15 protein-coding genes, 1 tRNA gene and 1 pseudogene are annotated in these 20,179 nt (G+C 36.9%); 9 read left to right on the top strand and 8 right to left on the bottom strand.

Going from position 1 to position 20,179, the window contains the following annotated elements; all coding sequences use genetic code 11:
• Positions 1-36: 36 nt before the first annotated feature.
• Positions 37-1,380, bottom strand: a complete 1,344-nt coding sequence (locus tag IQ247_RS21150; RefSeq protein ID WP_228059928.1) for a pentapeptide repeat-containing protein — start codon at positions 1,378-1,380, stop codon at positions 37-39.
• Between the two features lie 190 nt (positions 1,381-1,570).
• Here IQ247_RS21150 and IQ247_RS21145 point away from each other — a divergent pair, with 190 nt between their 5' ends.
• Complete coding sequence (locus tag IQ247_RS21145) at positions 1,571-3,079, top strand: hydroxysqualene dehydroxylase (RefSeq protein WP_193923105.1); 1,509 nt, start codon at positions 1,571-1,573, stop codon at positions 3,077-3,079.
• Positions 3,080-3,191: 112 nt separating this feature from the next.
• On the opposite strand, the gene IQ247_RS21140 is transcribed toward IQ247_RS21145, so the two are convergent.
• Positions 3,192-3,632 carry a hypothetical protein gene (locus tag IQ247_RS21140; RefSeq protein WP_193923104.1) on the bottom strand — a complete coding sequence of 147 codons (441 nt, stop codon included), beginning with the start codon at positions 3,630-3,632 and terminating at the stop codon, positions 3,192-3,194.
• A 1,516-nt stretch (positions 3,633-5,148) separates the two neighbouring features.
• Here IQ247_RS21140 and psb35 point away from each other — a divergent pair.
• Positions 5,149-5,373: a photosystem II assembly protein Psb35 gene (psb35, locus tag IQ247_RS21135; RefSeq protein WP_193923102.1), complete on the top strand. Its 225-nt coding sequence runs from the start codon at positions 5,149-5,151 to the stop codon at positions 5,371-5,373.
• 224 nt (positions 5,374-5,597) lie between these two features.
• Here psb35 and IQ247_RS21130 read toward each other — a convergent pair whose 3' ends face one another.
• Positions 5,598-6,089 (bottom strand): GNAT family N-acetyltransferase, encoded by a 492-nt coding sequence (locus IQ247_RS21130; protein WP_193923100.1) that lies wholly within the window; start codon positions 6,087-6,089, stop codon positions 5,598-5,600.
• A 58-nt stretch (positions 6,090-6,147) separates the two neighbouring features.
• On the opposite strand from IQ247_RS21130, the gene IQ247_RS21125 reads away from it, so the two are divergent.
• Both IQ247_RS21125 and IQ247_RS21120 read left to right on the top strand, forming a co-directional pair.
• Complete coding sequence (locus IQ247_RS21125) at positions 6,148-6,948, top strand: SDR family NAD(P)-dependent oxidoreductase (protein WP_193923099.1); 801 nt, start codon at positions 6,148-6,150, stop codon at positions 6,946-6,948.
• 547 nt (positions 6,949-7,495) lie between these two features.
• Positions 7,496-8,407, top strand: coding sequence for a hypothetical protein (locus IQ247_RS21120; RefSeq protein ID WP_193923098.1), 912 nt, complete (start codon positions 7,496-7,498; stop codon positions 8,405-8,407).
• A 69-nt stretch (positions 8,408-8,476) separates the two neighbouring features.
• On the opposite strand, the gene IQ247_RS21115 is transcribed toward IQ247_RS21120, so the two are convergent.
• Both IQ247_RS21115 and patD read right to left on the bottom strand, forming a co-directional pair.
• A complete protein-coding gene (locus IQ247_RS21115; RefSeq protein WP_193923097.1) occupies positions 8,477-10,150 on the bottom strand; it encodes a dipeptide ABC transporter ATP-binding protein in 1,674 nt (557 codons plus the stop codon).
• Positions 10,151-10,664: 514 nt separating this feature from the next.
• Entirely contained in the window at positions 10,665-11,018 is a 354-nt protein-coding gene (gene patD / locus IQ247_RS21110) for a heterocyst frequency control protein PatD (protein WP_193923096.1), read from the bottom strand.
• A gap of 290 nt (positions 11,019-11,308) precedes the next feature.
• On the opposite strand from patD, the gene IQ247_RS21105 reads away from it, so the two are divergent.
• Together IQ247_RS21105 and IQ247_RS21100 are read left to right on the top strand one after the other, a co-directional pair.
• A complete protein-coding gene (locus IQ247_RS21105; protein WP_193923114.1) occupies positions 11,309-13,582 on the top strand; it encodes a RelA/SpoT family protein in 2,274 nt (757 codons plus the stop codon).
• A gap of 395 nt (positions 13,583-13,977) precedes the next feature.
• Positions 13,978-14,709 carry a hypothetical protein gene (locus IQ247_RS21100; RefSeq protein ID WP_193923095.1) on the top strand — a complete coding sequence of 244 codons (732 nt, stop codon included), beginning with the start codon at positions 13,978-13,980 and terminating at the stop codon, positions 14,707-14,709.
• A gap of 18 nt (positions 14,710-14,727) precedes the next feature.
• On the opposite strand, the gene IQ247_RS21095 is transcribed toward IQ247_RS21100, so the two are convergent.
• From IQ247_RS21095 to moaC, 3 genes are all read right to left on the bottom strand, one after another.
• Positions 14,728-15,597, bottom strand: coding sequence for a DMT family transporter (locus tag IQ247_RS21095; protein ID WP_193923094.1), 870 nt, complete (start codon positions 15,595-15,597; stop codon positions 14,728-14,730).
• Between the two features lie 96 nt (positions 15,598-15,693).
• Positions 15,694-16,626 (bottom strand): alpha/beta fold hydrolase, encoded by a 933-nt coding sequence (locus tag IQ247_RS21090; RefSeq protein WP_193923093.1) that lies wholly within the window; start codon positions 16,624-16,626, stop codon positions 15,694-15,696.
• 157 nt (positions 16,627-16,783) lie between these two features.
• Entirely contained in the window at positions 16,784-17,305 is a 522-nt protein-coding gene (gene moaC / locus IQ247_RS21085; protein WP_193923091.1) for a cyclic pyranopterin monophosphate synthase MoaC, read from the bottom strand.
• Positions 17,306-17,339: 34 nt separating this feature from the next.
• On the opposite strand from moaC, the gene IQ247_RS21080 reads away from it, so the two are divergent.
• The 3 genes and pseudogenes from IQ247_RS21080 to IQ247_RS21070 all read left to right on the top strand — a co-directional run.
• A tRNA-Arg gene (locus tag IQ247_RS21080) sits at positions 17,340-17,413 on the top strand.
• 309 nt (positions 17,414-17,722) lie between these two features.
• Positions 17,723-18,466, top strand: coding sequence for an exosortase, PEP-CTERM interaction domain protein (locus IQ247_RS21075; RefSeq protein WP_193923089.1), 744 nt, complete (start codon positions 17,723-17,725; stop codon positions 18,464-18,466).
• Positions 18,467-18,597: 131 nt separating this feature from the next.
• Positions 18,598-20,179, top strand: a pseudogene (locus IQ247_RS21070) (hypothetical protein); the annotation flags it as partial.

Here is a 20,179-nt window from a genome sequence, read left to right as displayed (position 1 = left end):
ACAGTCATTAAGTTTAAACGGCTGAGAACTAGACCACTAGATAATATCTTCTTCTAAATATAACTGCTTGTAAAAATCAGGAGTATACACTGCTTTTTCCCAATTTTTAGCTTGTTTAATTTGTTCTGGAGTTAAGTTTTTAGCTTCTATTAAATTGGCACCACTGAGGTTAGCATTGCTAAGTTTAGTCCCACTGAAGTCAGCACCACTGAGCTTAGTATCGCTAAGATTAGCACTAAAGAAATTTGCTCCACTTAAATTTGCTCCATTGAGTTTGGCACTACTGAGGTATGCACTGAAAAGGTTAGCAAAACAAAGATTGGCACCGCTGAGGTTAGCAAAACACAGATTTGCACTGCTAAGATTAGCACTACTGAGGTTTGCACTGTAGAAATTAGCTCCATTCAAATTAGCACCGCTTAGATAGGCACGACTGAGGTCAGCACCGTAAAAATTAGCACCACTCAGCTTTGCTCCACTGAGTTTAGCTCCACTCAAATCAGCACCGTAAAAGTTAGCACCGCTCAGCTTAGCTCCATAAAAGTTAGCTCCGCTCAAATTTGCTCCACTCAGCTTTGCATTATTAAGATTAGCTCCATAGAAGTTAGCACCATAGAAGTTAGCTCCACTCAAGTTAGCTCCATTCATATCAGCACCACTGAGTTTGGCATAACTCAAATCAAGCTGCAATTGATTGATAAATTCTGCATCAATTAAAAACCGAATGATGCTTCCTTTTCGTTCTCCATCTACATCCAATCTTCGTAATACTGATAAAGTTCTCGCTCTTGCCACATCTAATGCTGCTTCGCGTAAAGCATCTTGAGGAGATAAAGATTTCAAATTTTTATCAAGCAATAACTCGGACATTCGATCAATATAACCTTGCAAAGCTTCTTCATTTAAAATATTAGTGGTTTTTTCTTTTTCAGCTTTAGCTTGTTCATCGGCTCTTTCTTTTTCCGTTTGAGCTTGTTCGTCGGCTCGTTCTTTTTCCGCCTGAACTTGTTCGTCAATTCTTTCTTTTTCTGCCTTAGCTTTTTCTTCTGCTAATTTTTTTTCATTGCTTTGAAATTGAGTACCTAAAATAACTAACAATACTGGAATACCAAGCAATGCTAACCAGTCCCAAAGTTTTTTTGCGGATTTTATCTGTCTGGTTATCTTATGAAGGGTAACAATTTCTCCAGTTTTAAAATTTATTGCTTCTTCTTCACTGATCAGAATATCTGAAACAGGTCCAAAACCAATCCAGTCAATTTGATATAGCTTTGGTAATAACAACATAAAAATAATTATGGAAGCGAAAACAACCATACTTAATACTATTTGTTGCCTCTTTGCTTGAAATATTTGGATTATATTTGAAATATTTCCCATTATCATTATCTATATCTAAAATTATCAATTTACATCAAGCTAAAATTCCGATTTTGGAAAAAGTTAGCGAACAAATACCATATAAAATTTACTCTTAATATAGCCCACATTATCCAACTTAATCATGCCAGCTCTTTTCCACGTGCAACCCAAAATATATGATAGTTGTAATTGTTAATCCTGAACTGAAATGATACAAGCAGATACAAATAAAAAAGTAGTAGTAATAGGTGCGGGTTGGGCTGGTTTGAGCGCAACTCACCATTTAGCGAAACAAGGTTATGATGTGACGCTTTTGGAAGCTGGTTCCTATCCAGGGGGGTTGGTTGCCGGTTGGAAAACTGGGGGAGGTAAATCTGTTGAAGCGGGTATTCACGGCTTCTGGTACCCTTACAAAAATATTTTTGCACTGATCAATGAGTTAAATATCAATCCTTTCACTACTTGGACTCGTTCATCTCAATATTCTCCCGCAGGTTTGGAAGTTGAGTCACCGATTTTTCAAGACTTACCCAGACTTCCCACACCAATAGGTACTTTTATTTACACTCAATTTAAACGATTACCGTTAATTGACAGAATCAGCGCTTTACCTTTACTTTACGCTCTAATAGACTTTGATAATTCCGATGCTGCTTGGCGACGTTACGATTATGTTACAGCACGGGAATTGTTCAAGCAATTTGGGGTTTGTGCAAGACTTTACCACGAATCTTTTGAACCGATGCTATTAGTCGGTTTATTTGCACCAGGGGAACAATGTTCGGCTGCTGCAACTTTGGGAATGCTTTATTATTTTATTTTGGCTCATCAACCGGATTTTGATGTAGTTTGGTGTCGGGGTACTGTAGGTGAAAAAATCTTCCGTCCTTGGGTAGAAAAAATTGAAGCCACGGGAGCAAAGATACTTGCAAATAAACGAGTTACCGATTTAATTACTGATGGGAATCAAGTAAAAGGTGTAGTTTGCAACTATGAAACTTTTGCAGCCGATGCGGTAGTTTTTAGTGTTGGTATCAGCGGAATTAAGAAAATTGTTTCTCATAGTGCAAGTTTACAAAGTCGTGAAGAATTCCGCAATTTAAGCAATTTAGGCGCGATTGACGTGTTAGCAACCCGTTTATGGTTCGATCGCAAAATCAATATTCCTCGTGCTTCTAACGCTTGTTTTGGCTTTGATAAAACCACAGGATGGACATTTTTTGATTTAAATGCACTTCACGATGAGTATAAAAACGAGCCAGGAACCGTTGTAGAAGTTGATTTTTACCATGGTAATCAATTTATTTCCTTAAGCGATGAACAAATAATTTCCATAGTACAGAAATATTTAGCAACTTGTATCCCGGAATTTGCGATCGCAAAGGTAATTGATAGCAGTGTAATTCGTCTACCCCAAGCTGTAACTCACTTTTCACCGGGTAGCTATAGATATATGTTGCCAGCGAAGACAAGTTTTAATAATGTATTTATGAGCGGTGATTGGATTACCAGTCGTCATGGTTCATGGTCTCAAGAAAAAGCCTACGTTACAGGTTTGGAAGCTGCGAATTTAGTAGTTTCCTATTTAGGACAAGGTGTAAATGCGAATATTTTACCAGTAGAAACAGATGAACCACACATACAAACTGCTAGAAATATCAATAACACCATCCGGGACATTAGTCAATCCATTATCCCCAATTTCTGGCTACCATGAATCAATTATCAATTATTAATTATTAAATTTGTGTTGCTGAATTCGTGAATATGAATGTAGAGACGTTGTAATGCAACGTCTCCTCAAAGTTTGTAGTTATTTAGCTGGTTTTCTACCTGACTTTTTGACCGACATTTAAGGCATCAATTCCCTGTTTTACCCAACACCAACATTCGTATTCCGAGTTGAATAACTTTGGTGCGGCAATGTTGTTTAATGAATCTGGTAAATAATGGTCATAATAATATTTACCAGCTTCTTGGGAGACGATAATCAAATTGTTGCGGAAGGTATAGCGATGTTTAAACATATCCCGATCGCTAACGCAATCTAAATGCTGGTCTAGATGTTCCTTGGCAATATTTATGATATTCTCAACACTACTGCCATAGATTTTTGCAGGGTTCTCTGCTTTATGATATTGGCTTTTAGCTCCAATATCCGATATCAATTTATACGAATAAATTTCGTGATTGTCTGCTTTGCCGAAAACAAATGGTATGATGAGATATCCTTTGTAGGATACAGATTGTTCGTAAATTAGGCGGTTCATAGATACCTCCTTGTAAGTAAATGCTACCCAAAAAAGATTGAATTTTTTAGCACCCAGAATAATTTTAATAATTAGTAATCTAAAGTTGTATTATCTGGTGCCAAAATTTACTTTTACATCCCTAGTATGTAAAAGTTTAATGAGATTTAGAAGGCGGACGATTTTTGACATCAACCTTCAATAAATCACGATGTTTTTGCAATTAATTTTTATCTACTTATTTCAACTTACCACAACTAGCGTGGAGTGCAACTTACTAAAGAGTTAGTTATTTTGGAGAATTGTTAACTAGGTTCCAGTGAGGGGTGAAACACCTATACCGCTTTTTTCTCTTATCAGTTTTGGAAATGACGGACTGTTAGTTTTGATAGTAGTGAACAGAGGACTATAGAGCGGGTAACTTGGGGAAACACCTTTACAAACCAAGCAGCGCACCTGATAAAGAAATTCAGATTCCTTCGTTAATAACGGTTGATAGCTTGAACATATAATTTTTGGGCGTAGGGTATGGAGTAATAGAGCTATCAATTTGAAAAACAAAAATTTAATCGATTTAAAATTTCAGCATCAAAAAAAGAAGTGATTGTAACAGTATTAGTCGCGTCTTTATCGGTACGGTAGAGATATTTTTTCTAAGATAAAAAGATTTCATGGTGTTAAAACAAGTATACAATGTCCCATAAATAAATAAAAATTTGTCTCGTGGCTAGCAGAATCAAACAAGATGGGTTGTTATCGTTTTGATAATGCGTTCTGATGAAGGAAAATCTTCAAGTATTTCATCATTTTTGGAGAACGTAAATCAAAATACTAGCTCATTTTTTTTCACATCAAGTAGTAATAGAAACACCAAATTATGGAATATACTCTCTATACATTAATAAGTATTTTAATTGGTTTTCTCCTCGGTATAACATGGTTTATAGTAGCGAAAAAAATCACTTCTAAAAAAATTAAGTTTTATCTTGGTTTCATCTATTCTGCTAGTAGTATCTTTAATAGTTGTCTGATTATTACAGTAGTTGGAAAATTTCTTTTAGTATTGCCGAGTGTCAATTCTCAGTTTGAGATGAATAATTCTGTAGAATGGGTATATAAACTAGTTACTATCTGGGGTTTTATGAGTAGTACTATAACCACAATTATTTATATAATGTGTGTAGTTAGTGATGTTATGCTTAACTCATTGAAAGACATTAAAAATTAGTAAGAAGTAGAACAGCGTTAAAAATTATGGTTATTTTAAGGGAGTAGAGAATAGGGGTAATACAGTAAAGTCGGGTTTTGAGCAAAATTTGTCAGCGTGTTACAGATACTTGTATTAAAAACCCGACTTCTGTAATTTAGTAACCGAAAGATTAATTGCTTGCTCTGGGTGTTCCATCTAACCAACGTTAGCTTAAAGTTCATCTCCATTAATGGATTTATATGCCCCTGCGTGGGATTGAAGGGTATAGATTTTCGTGATAGTTTATAGGATACAACGCTAAATTTATGTAAGGAGATCAAGTCTCAAATGTTTATTCTAATCGAGATTACAACTAATCCTACCTATACAAAATCTCTGCAAATTTCTTTACTCGCAATAACTGTGGGTGGTTTTCTGTTAGCTACAATTGTTGGTTCTATTGCCTGGTACATTTCTAAACGTCCTGCGGGTTGGGAAAATGCTCAAACTCCAGGCTGGATTTTAAAACTTACTAAAAATATTGATACACAAAAAAAATCATCTGATAAATAAATAATCTCAACTAAATTCAAAATCATCAAATTTATTGTATAAAACAAGCAATTTAATTTAAGAATTTGATTTAAGAATTTAATTTAAGAATTTGATTTAAGAATTTGAGCAAAATTTCAGCATAATCTTTAATTTTTTAGTCATCTTTAACATAATAAACTATTACCACTACTGGGAAACACCTGATCAATGGATAATTATCAATTAGTGAAAGCATAAAATATCTAACCAACCCTCAATCCTAAAATCACTAAGTCCCGCTCTACACCATCAATATCAGCAATTTTCGGTAGATAACCCCAACTTTCAAAACCAAACTTTTCAAAAAGTTTCAAACTCGCTTGATTATGAGCAAAAATAAATCCAATTAAGGTATTTAAACCCAAATCAGGACTTCGATCAATCGCTTGAGCTAATAAAAGTTTTCCCAACCCGCGACGATGATAATTTGAGCCAATATAAATACTGACTTCGGCAGTTGCATGATAAGCTGGTCTACCGTAGAAAGGTTGGAAACTTAACCATCCAGCAACAATACCCCCAATTTCTATTACCCAAAGAGGATGTTTGATCGCAGAGCGTTTTCTAAACCAGTTGATCCGACTTGCTACCGATACAGGTTCTAAATCCGCTGTTGCCATACGACTAGGAATTGAGGCATTATATATTGCCACAATCGCAGGTAAATCATTTTCAGTCCCATGACGGATAATCATTTGCAGTTTATCAACGACAATATGAAGAAATAATACAGAAATATTGATCGTATTTGTTATGCCTAGTGCAATTATTACAGGTGGTTCTCAAGGAATTGGTAAATCTTCAGCACTTTTATTTGCTCGTAAAGGATACGATTTAATTTTAACTGCGCGATCGCCAGAAATTTTATCAGCAACAGCGGCGGAAGTAAGCAAAATCGGCACAAAAGTACTGGCTATTCCCTGTGATGTGAGTCAGGAAGCAGAAGTAAATATCTTAATTTCCAAAGCTTTAGAATCTTTTGGCAGTATTGATGTTTTAATCAATAATGCTGGGGTTTGCATGACCGGACCAATTGAACATACTTCTTTAAGTGATTGGCATCGAGTCATAGACGTAAATCTCTGGGGATACATCCACACAATTCACGCACTTTTACCGCACTTTTTACAGCGACAGAAGGGAACTATTGTCAATGTCGGTTCTATCGGTGGTAAATTACCCTTACCGGAAATGACCGTTTATTGTACCAGCAAGTACGCAATCACAGGTTTAACAGAAACTTTGCGACTGGAATTAAAGCCAAAAGGTATTCATGTCAGTGCGGTACATCCGAGCGCTACCGACAGCAACTTCATGGAAAGAGCGCAGTTTCGCGGAAGTAGCGCACAAGAAGCAGAAAAACGTCGCAATTCTATGAGTAATTTTCTCAAATCACCAGCGGCGAGTAAACCCGAAGATGTCGCTGATGCAATTTGGAATGCGGTGAAACATCAAAAAGATGAAATAGTAGTTGGTTCAGGATCATTTATGTCCGCTGCTTATAAATTCTTCCCCGGTTTAATGCAGTTTGCGATGCAGACATCGAAACAGTGAACAGTTAGCAGTTAACAGTGAACAGTTAACAGTGAACAAATTATATTATTTTGAAATTGTAATCTCTGGTGAATTAAAGCGAAGACAGCGCAACTACGAACCTTTTTTACGTCATGTCATTACAGTGTATTTGAAAACTGCTCACTGGTAACTGCTCACTGCTAACTGAATTACTGTCTTTAGACTGATGCAAATTTACTATTCTTCAATAAATGTCAGACTATGGACATAAATAACTAAAGTGTCGTAAAAGTCAACATTATTTTACTAAAATACATATATGTATCCTGATAGCCTGTATTTTAATTAGCAAATTAAGGAAAATTAAGTCAGTTGTTAAAGTCATGTAGATGCTTTAAAGGTATTTATGTTTCAGAGCGAAAGCGCAAATAATAATTGTTTGAATTAACTTACTCTGTGCATCAGAGTTGACTTTTTCAAGCAGTACAAAATTCCCATTGGTAAAACTAAATTTCCAGACAAAAACCTCTTTCTCTATGTAGTTGAGGAGGTATTTTTTGCTATGCCAACATGAGAGAAATATTCCATGCAAGATAATATTACAATAACGGAATTAGTTGAGAATCAAAAGAGCAGTAAAGCGGTCGAATTTGCTCTTATTTTTAGTAGATTTAGAAGCGGTATTTGGCTGTTTGGTATTCCATCTTGGCTGTTTGGTATTAGCGACAGAAGTTTTGCTGCATTTGCCGATGGTTACTTGTCTGTAATGGAAGTAATCCAGTTATTTACAGCTTCTTTGTTCTTTGCAAGCTGGTTATTTTTGAGACCGGAAAATTCACCTGATAGTTGTGAAGATGCAATATTACAGGGAAACTGCTGTAATAGTAATGGCTTCAAGTCTAATTTAAAACAAAGATACATGATTAGTCAGGAATATATATTACCTTTTCCTTACATTTGCCAAATTTATCATTTATTAAATTTAAAGCATCTTGAAACTATTCATAACTTTAGTTTAAATAACCTAAAAGTTTTAGGTATTGGTGACTTTGAGCTTACAGATAATGGTGGAGTAATTAAATTTCAAACTATGTTGGATTCTCCATTTAACCCTCTGCGAATTTGGAGACAACCGATTGTAGAAGTAGATTTAATTTTGCACAATCCTTATACTGTAGAATTGAGTATTCCAGTTTACAATCTTAAAAGAATCACTGTAATATTTCATGCGGTTCCTTTGAATGAAAACGAGCATTATTTCTTTGTTGATATTTACAGCGATTTAGAATGGTTTAAACCATTTTTGCAGCTATTACTGCATTTTGCTTCTTGTTTAACTCTATTTGAAGATTTACCTTACCTACGCAGTCTTGCGGAAAAAAATCGAGACAGCTTATTTAAATTAAGCAGAGTTTCCAACTGTAAAAGTATGTCGCTTTACAGAAGATTCTTGGAATTATACGGAACGAGTTTAAATGATTATCCCATGCTTAACTAAGGGAAAAAGGTTAAAGGTTAGAGGTTAAAGATTGGCAATAAACAACTGTCAACTAACTCCTAACTTATCTTACGCTCTTGCTAGCAAAGGAGCAGCAGCAAGCAAAGTTTTAGTATAAGGATGCTGGGGATTAGTGAAAATTTTCTGTGTCGCACCAAGTTCGACGATTTTACCACCATTCATAACGGCGATTCTATCACATAGAAACCTAGCTAACCATAAATCGTGGGTGATAAACAAGTAAGTTAACTCGAATTCTGCTTTTAATTCCAACATTAAATCCAAAACTTGCGATTGTACGCTAGCGTCTAACATACTTACAGGTTCGTCACAAATTACCAACTTGGGACGAGTAATTAAAGCTCTTGCGATCGCAACTCTTTGTTGTTGTCCCCCGGATAAGTCGGAAGGATAACGTTGATAGTACATGGGGGATGGATTTAACCCGACTTTCTCGAGCATCCACAATACTTGTTCTTTTGCGGCTCCGGCATTGGCGATATGATGGATAATCAATGGATCGGCGATGTTTTGTCCTACTGTCATTGTCGGATTTAAACAAGCGTGGGGATCTTGAAATATCATCTGCATTTGTCGTCTTTGGGAGCGTACTTGTTGACGGGACAAACTGGTTAAGTCTTTACCTAAAAATTCAACTTTACCCCCGGTAGGACGAATTAATTGCAATATTGTCCGCGATAAGGTGCTTTTTCCACAACCCGATTCACCAACTAATCCGAGAATTTCTCCTTGATACAGTTCTAAGTCGATCCCATCTACTGCTTTAATGGTTTGTCCTTGTCCTTTAAATATTCTTTCGATGAAATTGGGTTCGATAGTATAATGCTGCTTTAATTCTTTGATTGTCAGTAAGGGTATGACATTTGATGTTTTTTCCTTGAGACTACTTGAGAATTTATCTGTTATATCTGCGTTCTCATCCTCTGAAAATGATTGAATGTGCAATGCTGCTTTCAAAAGCGATCGCGTATATTCATGCTGTGGATTGCGGAATACTTCCTTGGATAAACCCGTTTCTACCATTTTTCCTTGGTACATCACCCCAATGCGATCGCAATATTCAGCTACCATTGCTAAGTCGTGGGATATCAGCAATAATCCCATGTTTTCTTCAGCACACAATCGGGTCAATTCTTGTAAAATTTGAGCGGAAACGGTGACATCTAAGCTGGTGGTTGGTTCGTCAGCAACGATTAACTTGGGATTTAATAATAAAGCTAAAGCAATAGCAACCCGCTGTCTCATTCCACCGCTGAACTCGTGGGGATACTGACTCCATCTTTCGGGGGGAATATTTACTTTTTGTAAAGTGGCGATCGCCTTTTCTTTTGCCTGTAAATTGGATAATTGAGGAGAATGTGCTTTGAGAGTTTCCAAACAGTGGTTGCCAATTGTCATTAAAGGGTCTAAGCGGGTCATGGGGTCTTGAAAGATTAATGCTACCGCTTCCCCGCGAAATCTCCGCAATTCTTCTGAGGTCATCTCAAATACAGAGCGTCCTTGAAACATTACCCGTCCTTCAATCCGTGTAGAAGCTGGTAATAAACGCATCGCTGCACGTCCTAAAGTAGACTTACCACAACCAGATTCTCCCACCAAACCCATCCTTTCACCGGGTTGCAAAATCAAAGAAACACTATCAACTGCCCATTGTTCCTCTCCTGTATTATTTGTAGCATATCCTACCCGCAAATTTTCAATTGACAATAAAGCATCGTTCATAATTAGTTATGGGTTATTAAGTTATGAGTTATTAGTTAGACACTTAAATTTTTTATACTTTATCAGATTTGCTTTATAAAACTTGTTACTTTAACCATATATTCTATGTAATTCCCACCATTTTCCACAAGAACCGGAAACTCTCGATAGACTTCCCAGGCTGAACTTGGGGATTAGGGCTTAGAGGTTGAGCTTTGGTGATAATTACAATCGGGTGAATTAAATAGACTCCTTATTCTCAAACACACCAAAAATTGGCGAAAAAAAAATAGTTCTATATATTTATATATGTAGATAGAAGTTATTTGCTAAAATTTCGCGTAAAAATGTTAATATCGACTTGAAAGCCTAGCACAACTATACGGGTAGAAGTGCTGAAATCACATACGCGTGAATATTAAACTTTTACAATGGTTTTTCTTTTTTAAAAGGAAAATCTGTGTGTAAGAGAATACTTGAAAATGTTTTAATCGATTAATAAATAATTGATTAATGCATTGTTTTTGATTTTTCATTATTCATCTGCTACTTTATCCATCTTTAGAATGGCATCGCAGTATCCAATCAGGGTTGTCAATCGTTCGGAAATTGCATTTACTCTGGCAACAGCCGATGGAGCTTGTCGCGCTCCTTGAAAAAACATTATATCTATCTCCAATAACTGTAACTGCTTGCTGATTTCAGTTTGATAAGACTGCTCTGTTGGAAATTGAGTAGTCAAAGATACAATATCCTGCTGAAAAAAGTTCCGTAAAGATGTCAGATGCTGACGTAGCAGGTCAGCACTGATTAAATTAGAAGAGATATCAGAACGCAATTGCTGCAACATAGTTGTAAATGCAAGATATTTCTGCTTATTAAGAGACATAAGAACATTTATTGAGATATTATGAGTTTCATGAATTTTATCTCATACAATTAATTCTTTAAAAACTTTTTCTTACAAGCGCCTCAAGCAAACTGCCGAGGCTTTATTGCCCTTTTTATCTTGTTTAGATTATCATGCGTAACACTTGTTTGATCAGAAAAAAATTGCTAATTGAAACAATTCCTTTTACATTAGTAAACTTATCCTTAGCCATGAAAATAGCATCTGCACGGCAGCAACGTCGTTTACGTCGCCCATCCCCTAACAATACTAAACCTCTTTATTCAAATATGAACAATACAATTGTAGATTCTAAATTTAATATTATTCTTCCGGAATGGTTAAAAGATTGTCTCAATGATTCCTCTGTTAAAAATAATTTAGAAAATGACCCAGACTATGGGGGTAAAGATTTAATTTGTCGGGCATTTGAATTTGCCTACAATCTACATCAAGGTCAGTATCGTAAATCAGGAGAGCCATACATTTGTCATCCCGTCGCCGTTGCCGGATTGCTGCGGGATTTAGGGGGCAGCCCTGTAATGATAGCAGCTGGGTTTTTACATGATGTAGTGGAGGATACAGAAGTAACAATTGAAGAAATAGAACAAAGATTTGGAGAGGAAGTAGGACGTTTGGTGGAAGGAGTTACCAAGCTTTCTAAAATTAATTTTAAGAGTAAAACAGAAAGTCAAGCAGAGAACTTTCGGCGAATGTTTTTGGCGATGGCGCAAGATATCCGCGTTATAGTTGTAAAGTTGGCAGACCGCTTGCATAATATGCGGACTATGGACGTGATGCCAGAACACAGTCGTCGCAATAAAGCTTTGGAAACGAGAGAAATCTTTGCTCCTCTAGCCAATCGCTTGGGTATTTGGCACGTAAAATGGGAATTAGAAGATTTAGCTTTTAAGTATCTTGAAACAGATGCCTATCGTCAAATACAGCAACTAGTTGCCGAAAAACGCACATCAAGAGAAGAAAGACTAAGCAAAGTAGCCGAAACTTTACGTTCTCGTTTGAAACAAGCGGGAATTGAGTGCATAGAATTATCAGGTCGTCCCAAGCATCTTTATAGCATTTACCAAAAGATGCAGCGTCAACATAAAGAATTTCATGAAATTTACGATTTAGCAGCGCTACGAATTATTGTGAGAACCAATGAAGAATGCTATCGTGCTTTGGCATTGGTTCACGATTCCTTCCGTCCGATTCCCGGTAGATTCAAAGATTACATCGGCTTACCAAAACCCAATCGTTACCAGTCGTTACATACCGGGGTAATCAGTTCCTGGGGTCGTCCGATAGAAGTGCAAATCCGCACCTTAGAAATGCACCGTATTGCTGAATATGGAATTGCAGCCCATTGGAAGTATAAAGAAACAGGTGGTTCCAACAATACTCAAATGACCGCAGCCGACGAGAAGTTTACCTGGTTGCGACAATTGTTGGAATGGCAAAGCGACCTCAAAGATGCTCAGGAATATTTAGAAAGCATCAAAGACAACTTATTTGAGGATGATATTTATGTATTTACCCCGAAGGGAGATTTGGTTGCATTAAGTCCCGGTTCTACGACAGTGGATTTTGCCTATCGCATTCATACCGAAGTAGGAAACCATTGCGCGGGAGCAAAAGTTAACGGACGCATGGTACCGCTTTCCACAAGATTAGATAATGGGGATATTGTGGAAGTTATCACCCAGAAAAACAGTCATCCCAGCTTAGATTGGTTGAACTTTGCAGCGACTTCAGCAGCGAAAAATCGCATCAAGCAGTGGTATAAACGTTCTCGTAGAGACGAAAATATTGCCCGTGGTCGGGAATTATTAGAAAAAGAGTTGGGTAAATCTGGTTTTGAAAATCTACTCAAATCCGGACCAATGCAAACAGTTGCAGAAAAATGTAACTATAACAGTGTTGAAGACTTGCTTGCGGCTCTAGGTTACGGTGAAATCACCTTAAATTTAGTATTAAATAGATGGCGAGAAATCATCAAAGAACAACAGCCCATAGCGATCAATTTGGATGAAGTTCTTTCAAATTTACCAACCTCCGCACCAAAAACATTACGGGAAGGAAATACAACTACATCTTCTAAGAGTAATTCGCCAATCATTGGTGTAGAAGGTTTAATGTATTATGTAGCGGGTTGCTGTAATCCTATTCCAGGAGAACCCATTATCGGTGTAGTTACAAGGGGTAGGGGAATTTCCATCCATCGACAAGGATGTCAGAATCTGCAACACACAGATTGCGAACGTTTAGTACCCGTGAGCTGGAATAATTGCCAGGAAATGTTGCACCATCATCAAACTTATAGCGTCAACGTACAGATTGAAGCTTTAGACCGTGTGGGAGTTTTCAAAGATATTTTATCTCGTTTAAGCGACCAACGAATTAACGTGTCTCATGCAAATGTAAAAACCGCTGTCAATCAACCAGCGTTAATAGATTTGGGAATAGAAGTTTCTGATAAAAAGCAATTAGAGCAAGTCTTTAATCAAATCAAAAAAATGAGCGATATTCTCAATATTCGTCGTCAAGGACAAATTGATGATTAAACTTAGGCTAGGAAATAATTTTAGATTTTAGATTAAAAATACATGGTTTCTACCAAGATGGTTTGAATATATATAACCCAATAGGGTTCATTTAAGGTTTTCAGAGATTGACCGATTGATGTTGTGCCTGATTCGGGACAACCTCTTAATTGGGGGATTTTCCCCCAAACCCCCTCCAGAAAGGTCAATCTGTTTTTTTGTGAGAATTATTTTTTTAGGCTTTTGATTGATAAGTTTACTTAACTGAACCGTATTAATACCAACCGTCTTGTTAATGTGGCAATTTATCCACTGAATAATTTTAAACTTAGGGACAATCCAAAATCTAAATTTAGTTGACGATTTGGAAGCAGTGTATAAAATAGAGCATCAATATCAGCTGCTAGGAGCATTTTATGAGTCGTTATAATTTACCAAAAAATAGCGTTGCAAGTATTATTATCGCAACACTTTGTTTTTCATGTAACTCTAGAGTTAATACAGAAAAGCAACAGTCGCAAGCTAATGCACAGCAGAATCCACAGCCTAACATTGTTTACGGTGATTTAATCATAAAGGAAGAATCAGATTATTTGATGATTCCAGTTAGTATATTTCCAGATGCTAACCAAGGAGAAAAAAGCTGGATAGAAAAATCTTCGCGTTCCTACGAAGATAGGCAAGATATATATAACATAATATTTTATTCTAAAAAAGATGCTTCTACAAATGCGCTATTAGATAAAAAAGCGATTATTAAATCATTTGATTTAATAGAAAGAAAAGCAACAGCAGAGCCAATACAAAGATTTTGGCTGTATAGAATCATCCAAAAAGATACCAACGAAGATAAAAAATTGGATTACCAAGATGCCACTATTGGATATCTTTCTGACTTGTCAGGAAGAAACTTACAGCAAATTACTCCAGATAATACTCAATTGAATAGTTGGATAGTTGTACAAAGTACTGGCGCGATATTTCTCGAAATCACTAAAGATACAAATAAGGATCAAAAATTTGATACAAAAAAATATATCCGAGTCAATTTAGATAATCCCAGTATCGGCAAAGAAATAATTACTAATCAATTAGAAGATCAGATTAAGTCTTATATTCTTAAAATTAAATCAGGGAACGGGGAATAGAATATAGGAGGTCGCACACTATTTATTTTCTGATACCGTATTATTGCTATCGCGAAGCGTCAGCAAACCAGCGCCGGTGATAAATACAGCACCAATAAATGAAGTAATATCCCATAATTCATGCCACAATAACCAGCCAATCAAAGCACCAAATATTACCGAAGAATAAGAGAAAATCCCGACTTGAGAAGCAGGTGCAGATGCATAACCGCGAGTTGTTAATAACTGAACCACGGTACTGCTAATCCCAACTCCTATTAACATCAGCCATTCGTTAAAACTGGGAGTTTTCCAAGCCCAAGTTAAAGGTATAACCGATACCAAACTTGCAATTATTGCGAAATACAAAACTGTACGTACAGCCGGTTCTGTTGCTGATAATTTGCGTATCGTCACCATCGAAATTGATGCGAAAGCACTGCTAATTAAACCAATTAACATCACCCAATCAAAATCAGTACCGGGTTTCAATACTAAAAATACACCGCAAAAACCAATGGCGATCGCCACACGAGCCACAACTGAAATTTTCTCTTTCAACCAACTAAAAGCAACCAAAGGAATGAATATTGGTATAGTCGATTTAAGTAACATTGCATTTGCTAATTGAAGTTTTGCCATCACGTAAAACAAACAATACATAGCTGCAACACCGCAAAGTCCCCGGAGTAAATGCAAGGGAAATTTTTTAGTATGTATAATAGCTGTACCTTCATGAGCAAATATCGGCATTAAACTGAATAAACCAAACAAATTTCTAAAGAAAACAATCATTTCATTTGGTAAACCAGCCGATGCTAATTTGATAATTACTCCATTCATCGTTAACACCAATTCCGCAGCAATAATAAATATTGCTCCACGGAAAATACTTTGTTTATAACCCATCAAATAATTTTGGATTGAGAGTTAGGAGTTGACAGTTGACAGTTGACAGTTGTTATTACACCTTCGACCTTTAACCTTTAACCTTCGACCTCTCCATTACTCAGCGATAGAAAAAACCCAATCTCGCAATAATGAATTTAACTGCTGTGGTACTTCATCATGGGGACAATGACCCGCTTGTAGATAATATTCTGTTAATTGAGGATAATATTGGCGAAATTTTTGAGAACGTTCTTTTGCATTCATCCAGGGATCTGCTTCTCCCCATAACAATAACAATGGACAAGTTAGTTGCTGCAAAAGCACATCTACTTTCTCTCCTTGGGGAGTACTAAAAACCGAGCAAAATACATCAAAAGCACCCTTGTCACCGGAAGGACGGCGAATTTCTTCGATTAATTGCTCTGTAATTGCACTTTTATCTAGATAAACTTTTTCTAGAGTTTGACGAATTACCCAAGGTTGGCGAATGTATTGAAATAAAATAAATTGAGCAAAGGGTTGTTTAAATATTAACTTTGCAAAATCACCTAATAACTTTTGCAGCTTCTCGTTTAAAGGTGGTTCAATTTCTGATTGTAAGGCTTCCGGCTCTACCGTTGGCTGGTCTTGACTGAAGGGACCAGCACTATTAACTAATACCAAACCCGCAGCAGAATCAGGATGTTGTGCTGCTACACATAAACTTGCATAACCACCGAGGGAATTACCTGCTAATACGGCTTTTCTACCAATAACTTGGGTGATAAACTCATGTAATTGGTTGCACCATAAATCACCACTGTACTGCAACTTAGGTTTCTCCGAACGTCCAAATCCCAATAAGTCGATCGCGTATACTTCAAAATCATCATGCAATTGGGCGATATTCTTGCGCCAATGGTCGGTGGAAGCACCAAAACCATGTACTAATAGTAAAGGCGGACGTTGTGAATTCTCTCCGGCTTTAACGTAGTAAACATCATGTCCGCGCCATTGCCAATATTTACCAGGAATCGGAGTTGTAGAAGGAATTGTACTGACCTGCATTTTTTAATATTTGTAAATAATATTCTCATATTGTAAAGCAGGCGTTGATAATTTTTCTACTTCTGATGGTAGAAGCCTGGGAAATGAATGTTACAAGCTAAATCGCCAATGAATTCGCTGCTACACCTTCCAAAGTCCATCGAAATGGACTAATTGCTTAGTGCGATTGTAAATAATCTCCTGATTTACCACCACTTTTACTGACTAAATGTATTGATTCAATTTGTATGGATTTTTCTAAAGCTTTCGCCATATCGTATAAAGTAAGAGCGGCGACAGAAACAGCAGTTAAAGCTTCCATTTCTACCCCGGTTTCAGCTTTGGTTTTAACTGTTGCTTGAATGGAATAACCTGGTAGTTGAGATAAAGCTGTGATTTGCACCTCAATTTTTTGTAACGGCAAAGGATGACATAAAGGAATCAAAGCTGCTGTTTGTTTTGCAGCCATAATTCCAGCAAGTCTTGCAGTTGCTAAAACATCACCTTTGGGAGCGTTTCCCGATTGAATTGCGGCAAAAGTTTCTTGTTTCATCCGCACTTTACCAACAGCTACAGCTTCTCTAACAGTGGGAATTTTGGTAGATACATCGACCATCTGGGCTTCTCCCTGATGATCCAAATGAGTTAAACCCTGCTGAGAAACTGAATTTGAAGAATTTTGAAAATTTTCTTGTGTCATGTGGTTGACATATGCTATGATTAACTAGTTATAAGGGCGTGTAGCTCAGTGGACTAGAGCACGTGGCTACGGACCACGGTGTCAGGGGTTCGAATCCCTTCCCGCCCGTTTTTTTTAAGTTAAGAGTGAGGAGTTAAGAATTTTAGCTCTTCACTCTTATCTTTTTAAGTATATGTTATGGCTTCGACGGAATGAGTAGAATCTCCGTCTGGGAATTGGTTGTCATCAGGATTAATTAGTACAATAGCACTACAGGCGTTAAATATAAATATTTGGTAAATACTGCCTAAATTCTCATCAAATTTTAAGTATTTAATTTTAAATTTATCTAATTATGTTATTTAATTATGGTGACAGTGAATTTACTTAATTCATGAGTTGCTTTTTAGTTTCAGTAATTTTACCAGCAAATTTTTCATGAATAAAAATCTTTTCTCGATAATCACTGCATTTACCTTGTTGAGTTTATTTCCACACAAGGCTAATGCTGCATCTCTAATCGCGACGAACTTTGATAATTTAAGTTTAGGCGCTGCTATAGTGGGACCCGTTGGACCATTCGTAGAAACATCCTTAATCAATGCTAACAACCAAGGGCTTGGAGATTTGACAAGCGGGGTATTTTGTCCGGCTGGTTTTACAAGCTGCGTACCACCGCAAAATCCAGAAGGGACAATTTATACTTACGTACACCAGGTTACACCCGGTGTTGATTTTCCCAACGATGCTCCATTTCCTTTACCACAGAACACTATTCCTTTTAATGATGTCAGTCAATTCAGTTTGGGCTTTAATGCTTCCGGATTTAATGATGTTGCAGGTTATAGCTTTTCTCAAGCAGAGAATGCACTCGGCTCCGATGGTAAGTTTAATATTGAACAACTTGATGATGGCAAATTAGTATGGACTGTATCGGGAGGAGAAGGCTGGGACACAAATACTTCTAACCCAGAAACAATCACCTTCTTTTGGCAAACTACTCAACCACCAAGCGGTCCTGGTGGTACTTACATAGCCAGTAATAATAATACTTCAGGTAGTGGTGCCGGACCACTTCCTATTCCAGTGCAGAAAGTTCCAGAACACAATGGAATATTAGGTTTGCTCGCTGTAAGTACATTATTGGGTACTGTTACAAATCTGAAGCGTAAGAAAAAGTAACCCATAAGCGAGCGGTTAATAAGGAATTGGTATAGCTACTTTATTCAGCGACAGAAGTGTCATAAATAATTCATCCGAAAATATACATCTAAGGGATGATGTAATTATTGTACTATTAGGTGCATTGTATTATGCCATCCAATTCTAACCGCTCGCTTAAATTTGAAGTCAGGCTTCCTGGGGAACACCCCCATTTATTGCAAGGGCTTGATGAATGGTTGCGCTTGGATTTGATATCTGATGCTCAAGTTAAGCAAATATGCCGAGAAAATTTAGTTTGTCAGGTTATTTTAGAGCCTGAAACTGTACCTAAAACCCAGACTGAAAAAGTGATTGCCCAACCTAGTACAACTGCGTTTAAGCCAAAGGTAGTAGCTACACCCAGTTTTTTTAGTTCAATATGGCGATCGCTACGGGCAGAATTGAGTGTCCGTTGGCTGCTATTTTTGGGAATGTTTAGTGTAGTAGTTTCCTCTGGAGCGCTTGCTGCAAGTCAGTGGGAGAGATTTACACCTGTTTTACAGTATGGAGTTTTATTAGCTTACACCTTGGGTTTTTGGGGACTTGGTTTTTGGACTGGTAAACAAGCAAATTTACGGTTGACAAGTGGTGCTTTGCATATTGTCACAATGCTGCTGATTCCAATTAACTTTTGGGCAATGGATAGCTTCGGTTTGTGGCAAAATCCGATCAACTTGATTTTAGTGAGTATTGCGTCAATTATTTTAACAGGAATAACTATATTAGTTTTTAAACAATCAATATTTACCCGAAGTATTCAATTTAGTAAATTATCTCTAATAAATATTCTCGGATTGAGTTACCTGCATTGGGGTTGGAAGTTTGTCGGATTTCCTTTAATTGCAGTTTATTTAGCTGTTATAGGAACAACTATTATTACCGTTTTTCAAATTCGTACTCGACAACAGGAAGTAGAAAAAAAAGGCTTATCTGAAACGAATTGGGGAAAAAATATAACTGCTACAGTAATTATTTATGCCTCAATGGTGGTATTACTGCGAGCAATTTTTGGTGCGGGTGTAAATGTTGCAAATTTAGGTTTAGCAATTGGTATTTATGGATGGTTAATAGCTTGGTTAGCCCAACGAGAAGAAGATGGGAGGAGAAGGCAACAAAGAAAAATTGCTGTTTCGTCTCCCCATCTCCCAATCTCCGCATCTCCCCATCTTTTTATCTTTCCTTCCCAAGCAATCGGGGGTATCTTGTTATTCCTTGGTTGGTATGCGACTGTTGAAAGTAATCCTTTACAAGCAATTGCTATTAGCGGTTTGGGTTTGTGGTTTTTCCATAATCGGTTGCATTTATACAGTTTAAAAAGCGATTTTACAGCTTTCTTTGTTGTAGGTTTGCAATCAATGTGGTTGGGTTGGAGATTGTTAAGTGCTGAATTTCAAGCTTCAATTATTACAACTGCTACTCAATTTACTAATTCTCAAAATTATCTCTGGGCATTATTGAGTGTAGGATTGTTTCCCTACATCATTTTTATGGTGGCGTTTACGGATAGATTTTATGTTAAAAGTAAACCTGATTTAGCAAGCTTTGGCGAAAAATTAACCTTAATTTTAGGGTTTACATTAACTGCTGTTGCTTTGGGAAACCCCACATTACGTTCCCTAAACTTACTTTTATCTACCATCACCCTCACTATAGTTACCTATCGGCGCTTTAATCAAATATCTTCTTCTATCT

It is taken from the genome of Plectonema cf. radiosum LEGE 06105 (genome assembly GCF_015207665.1).
Classification (GTDB): domain Bacteria; phylum Cyanobacteriota; class Cyanobacteriia; order Cyanobacteriales; family Nostocaceae; genus Rivularia; species Rivularia radiosa_A.
Note: the sequence above shows the minus strand (reverse complement) of the source record. Positions and strands in the feature narration are given on the sequence as shown.

Excerpts from the sequence above, each read along its gene's own strand:
- IQ247_RS21150 (WP_228059928.1), bottom strand. The coding sequence starts at position 1,380 with ATGGGAAATATTTCAAATATAATCCAAATATTTCAAGCAAAGAGGCAA.
- IQ247_RS21145 (WP_193923105.1), top strand. The coding sequence starts at position 1,571 with ATGATACAAGCAGATACAAATAAAAAAGTAGTAGTAATAGGTGCGGGT.
- IQ247_RS21140 (WP_193923104.1), bottom strand. The coding sequence starts at position 3,632 with ATGAACCGCCTAATTTACGAACAATCTGTATCCTACAAAGGATATCTC.
- psb35 (WP_193923102.1), top strand. The coding sequence starts at position 5,149 with ATGTTTATTCTAATCGAGATTACAACTAATCCTACCTATACAAAATCT.
- IQ247_RS21130 (WP_193923100.1), bottom strand. The coding sequence starts at position 6,089 with ATGATTATCCGTCATGGGACTGAAAATGATTTACCTGCGATTGTGGCA.
- IQ247_RS21125 (WP_193923099.1), top strand. The coding sequence starts at position 6,148 with ATGCCTAGTGCAATTATTACAGGTGGTTCTCAAGGAATTGGTAAATCT.
- IQ247_RS21120 (WP_193923098.1), top strand. The coding sequence starts at position 7,496 with ATGCAAGATAATATTACAATAACGGAATTAGTTGAGAATCAAAAGAGC.
- IQ247_RS21115 (WP_193923097.1), bottom strand. The coding sequence starts at position 10,150 with ATGAACGATGCTTTATTGTCAATTGAAAATTTGCGGGTAGGATATGCT.
- patD (WP_193923096.1), bottom strand. The coding sequence starts at position 11,018 with ATGTCTCTTAATAAGCAGAAATATCTTGCATTTACAACTATGTTGCAG.
- IQ247_RS21105 (WP_193923114.1), top strand. The coding sequence starts at position 11,309 with ATGAACAATACAATTGTAGATTCTAAATTTAATATTATTCTTCCGGAA.
- IQ247_RS21100 (WP_193923095.1), top strand. The coding sequence starts at position 13,978 with ATGAGTCGTTATAATTTACCAAAAAATAGCGTTGCAAGTATTATTATC.
- IQ247_RS21095 (WP_193923094.1), bottom strand. The coding sequence starts at position 15,597 with ATGGGTTATAAACAAAGTATTTTCCGTGGAGCAATATTTATTATTGCT.
- IQ247_RS21090 (WP_193923093.1), bottom strand. The coding sequence starts at position 16,626 with ATGCAGGTCAGTACAATTCCTTCTACAACTCCGATTCCTGGTAAATAT.
- moaC (WP_193923091.1), bottom strand. The coding sequence starts at position 17,305 with ATGACACAAGAAAATTTTCAAAATTCTTCAAATTCAGTTTCTCAGCAG.
- IQ247_RS21075 (WP_193923089.1), top strand. The coding sequence starts at position 17,723 with ATGAATAAAAATCTTTTCTCGATAATCACTGCATTTACCTTGTTGAGT.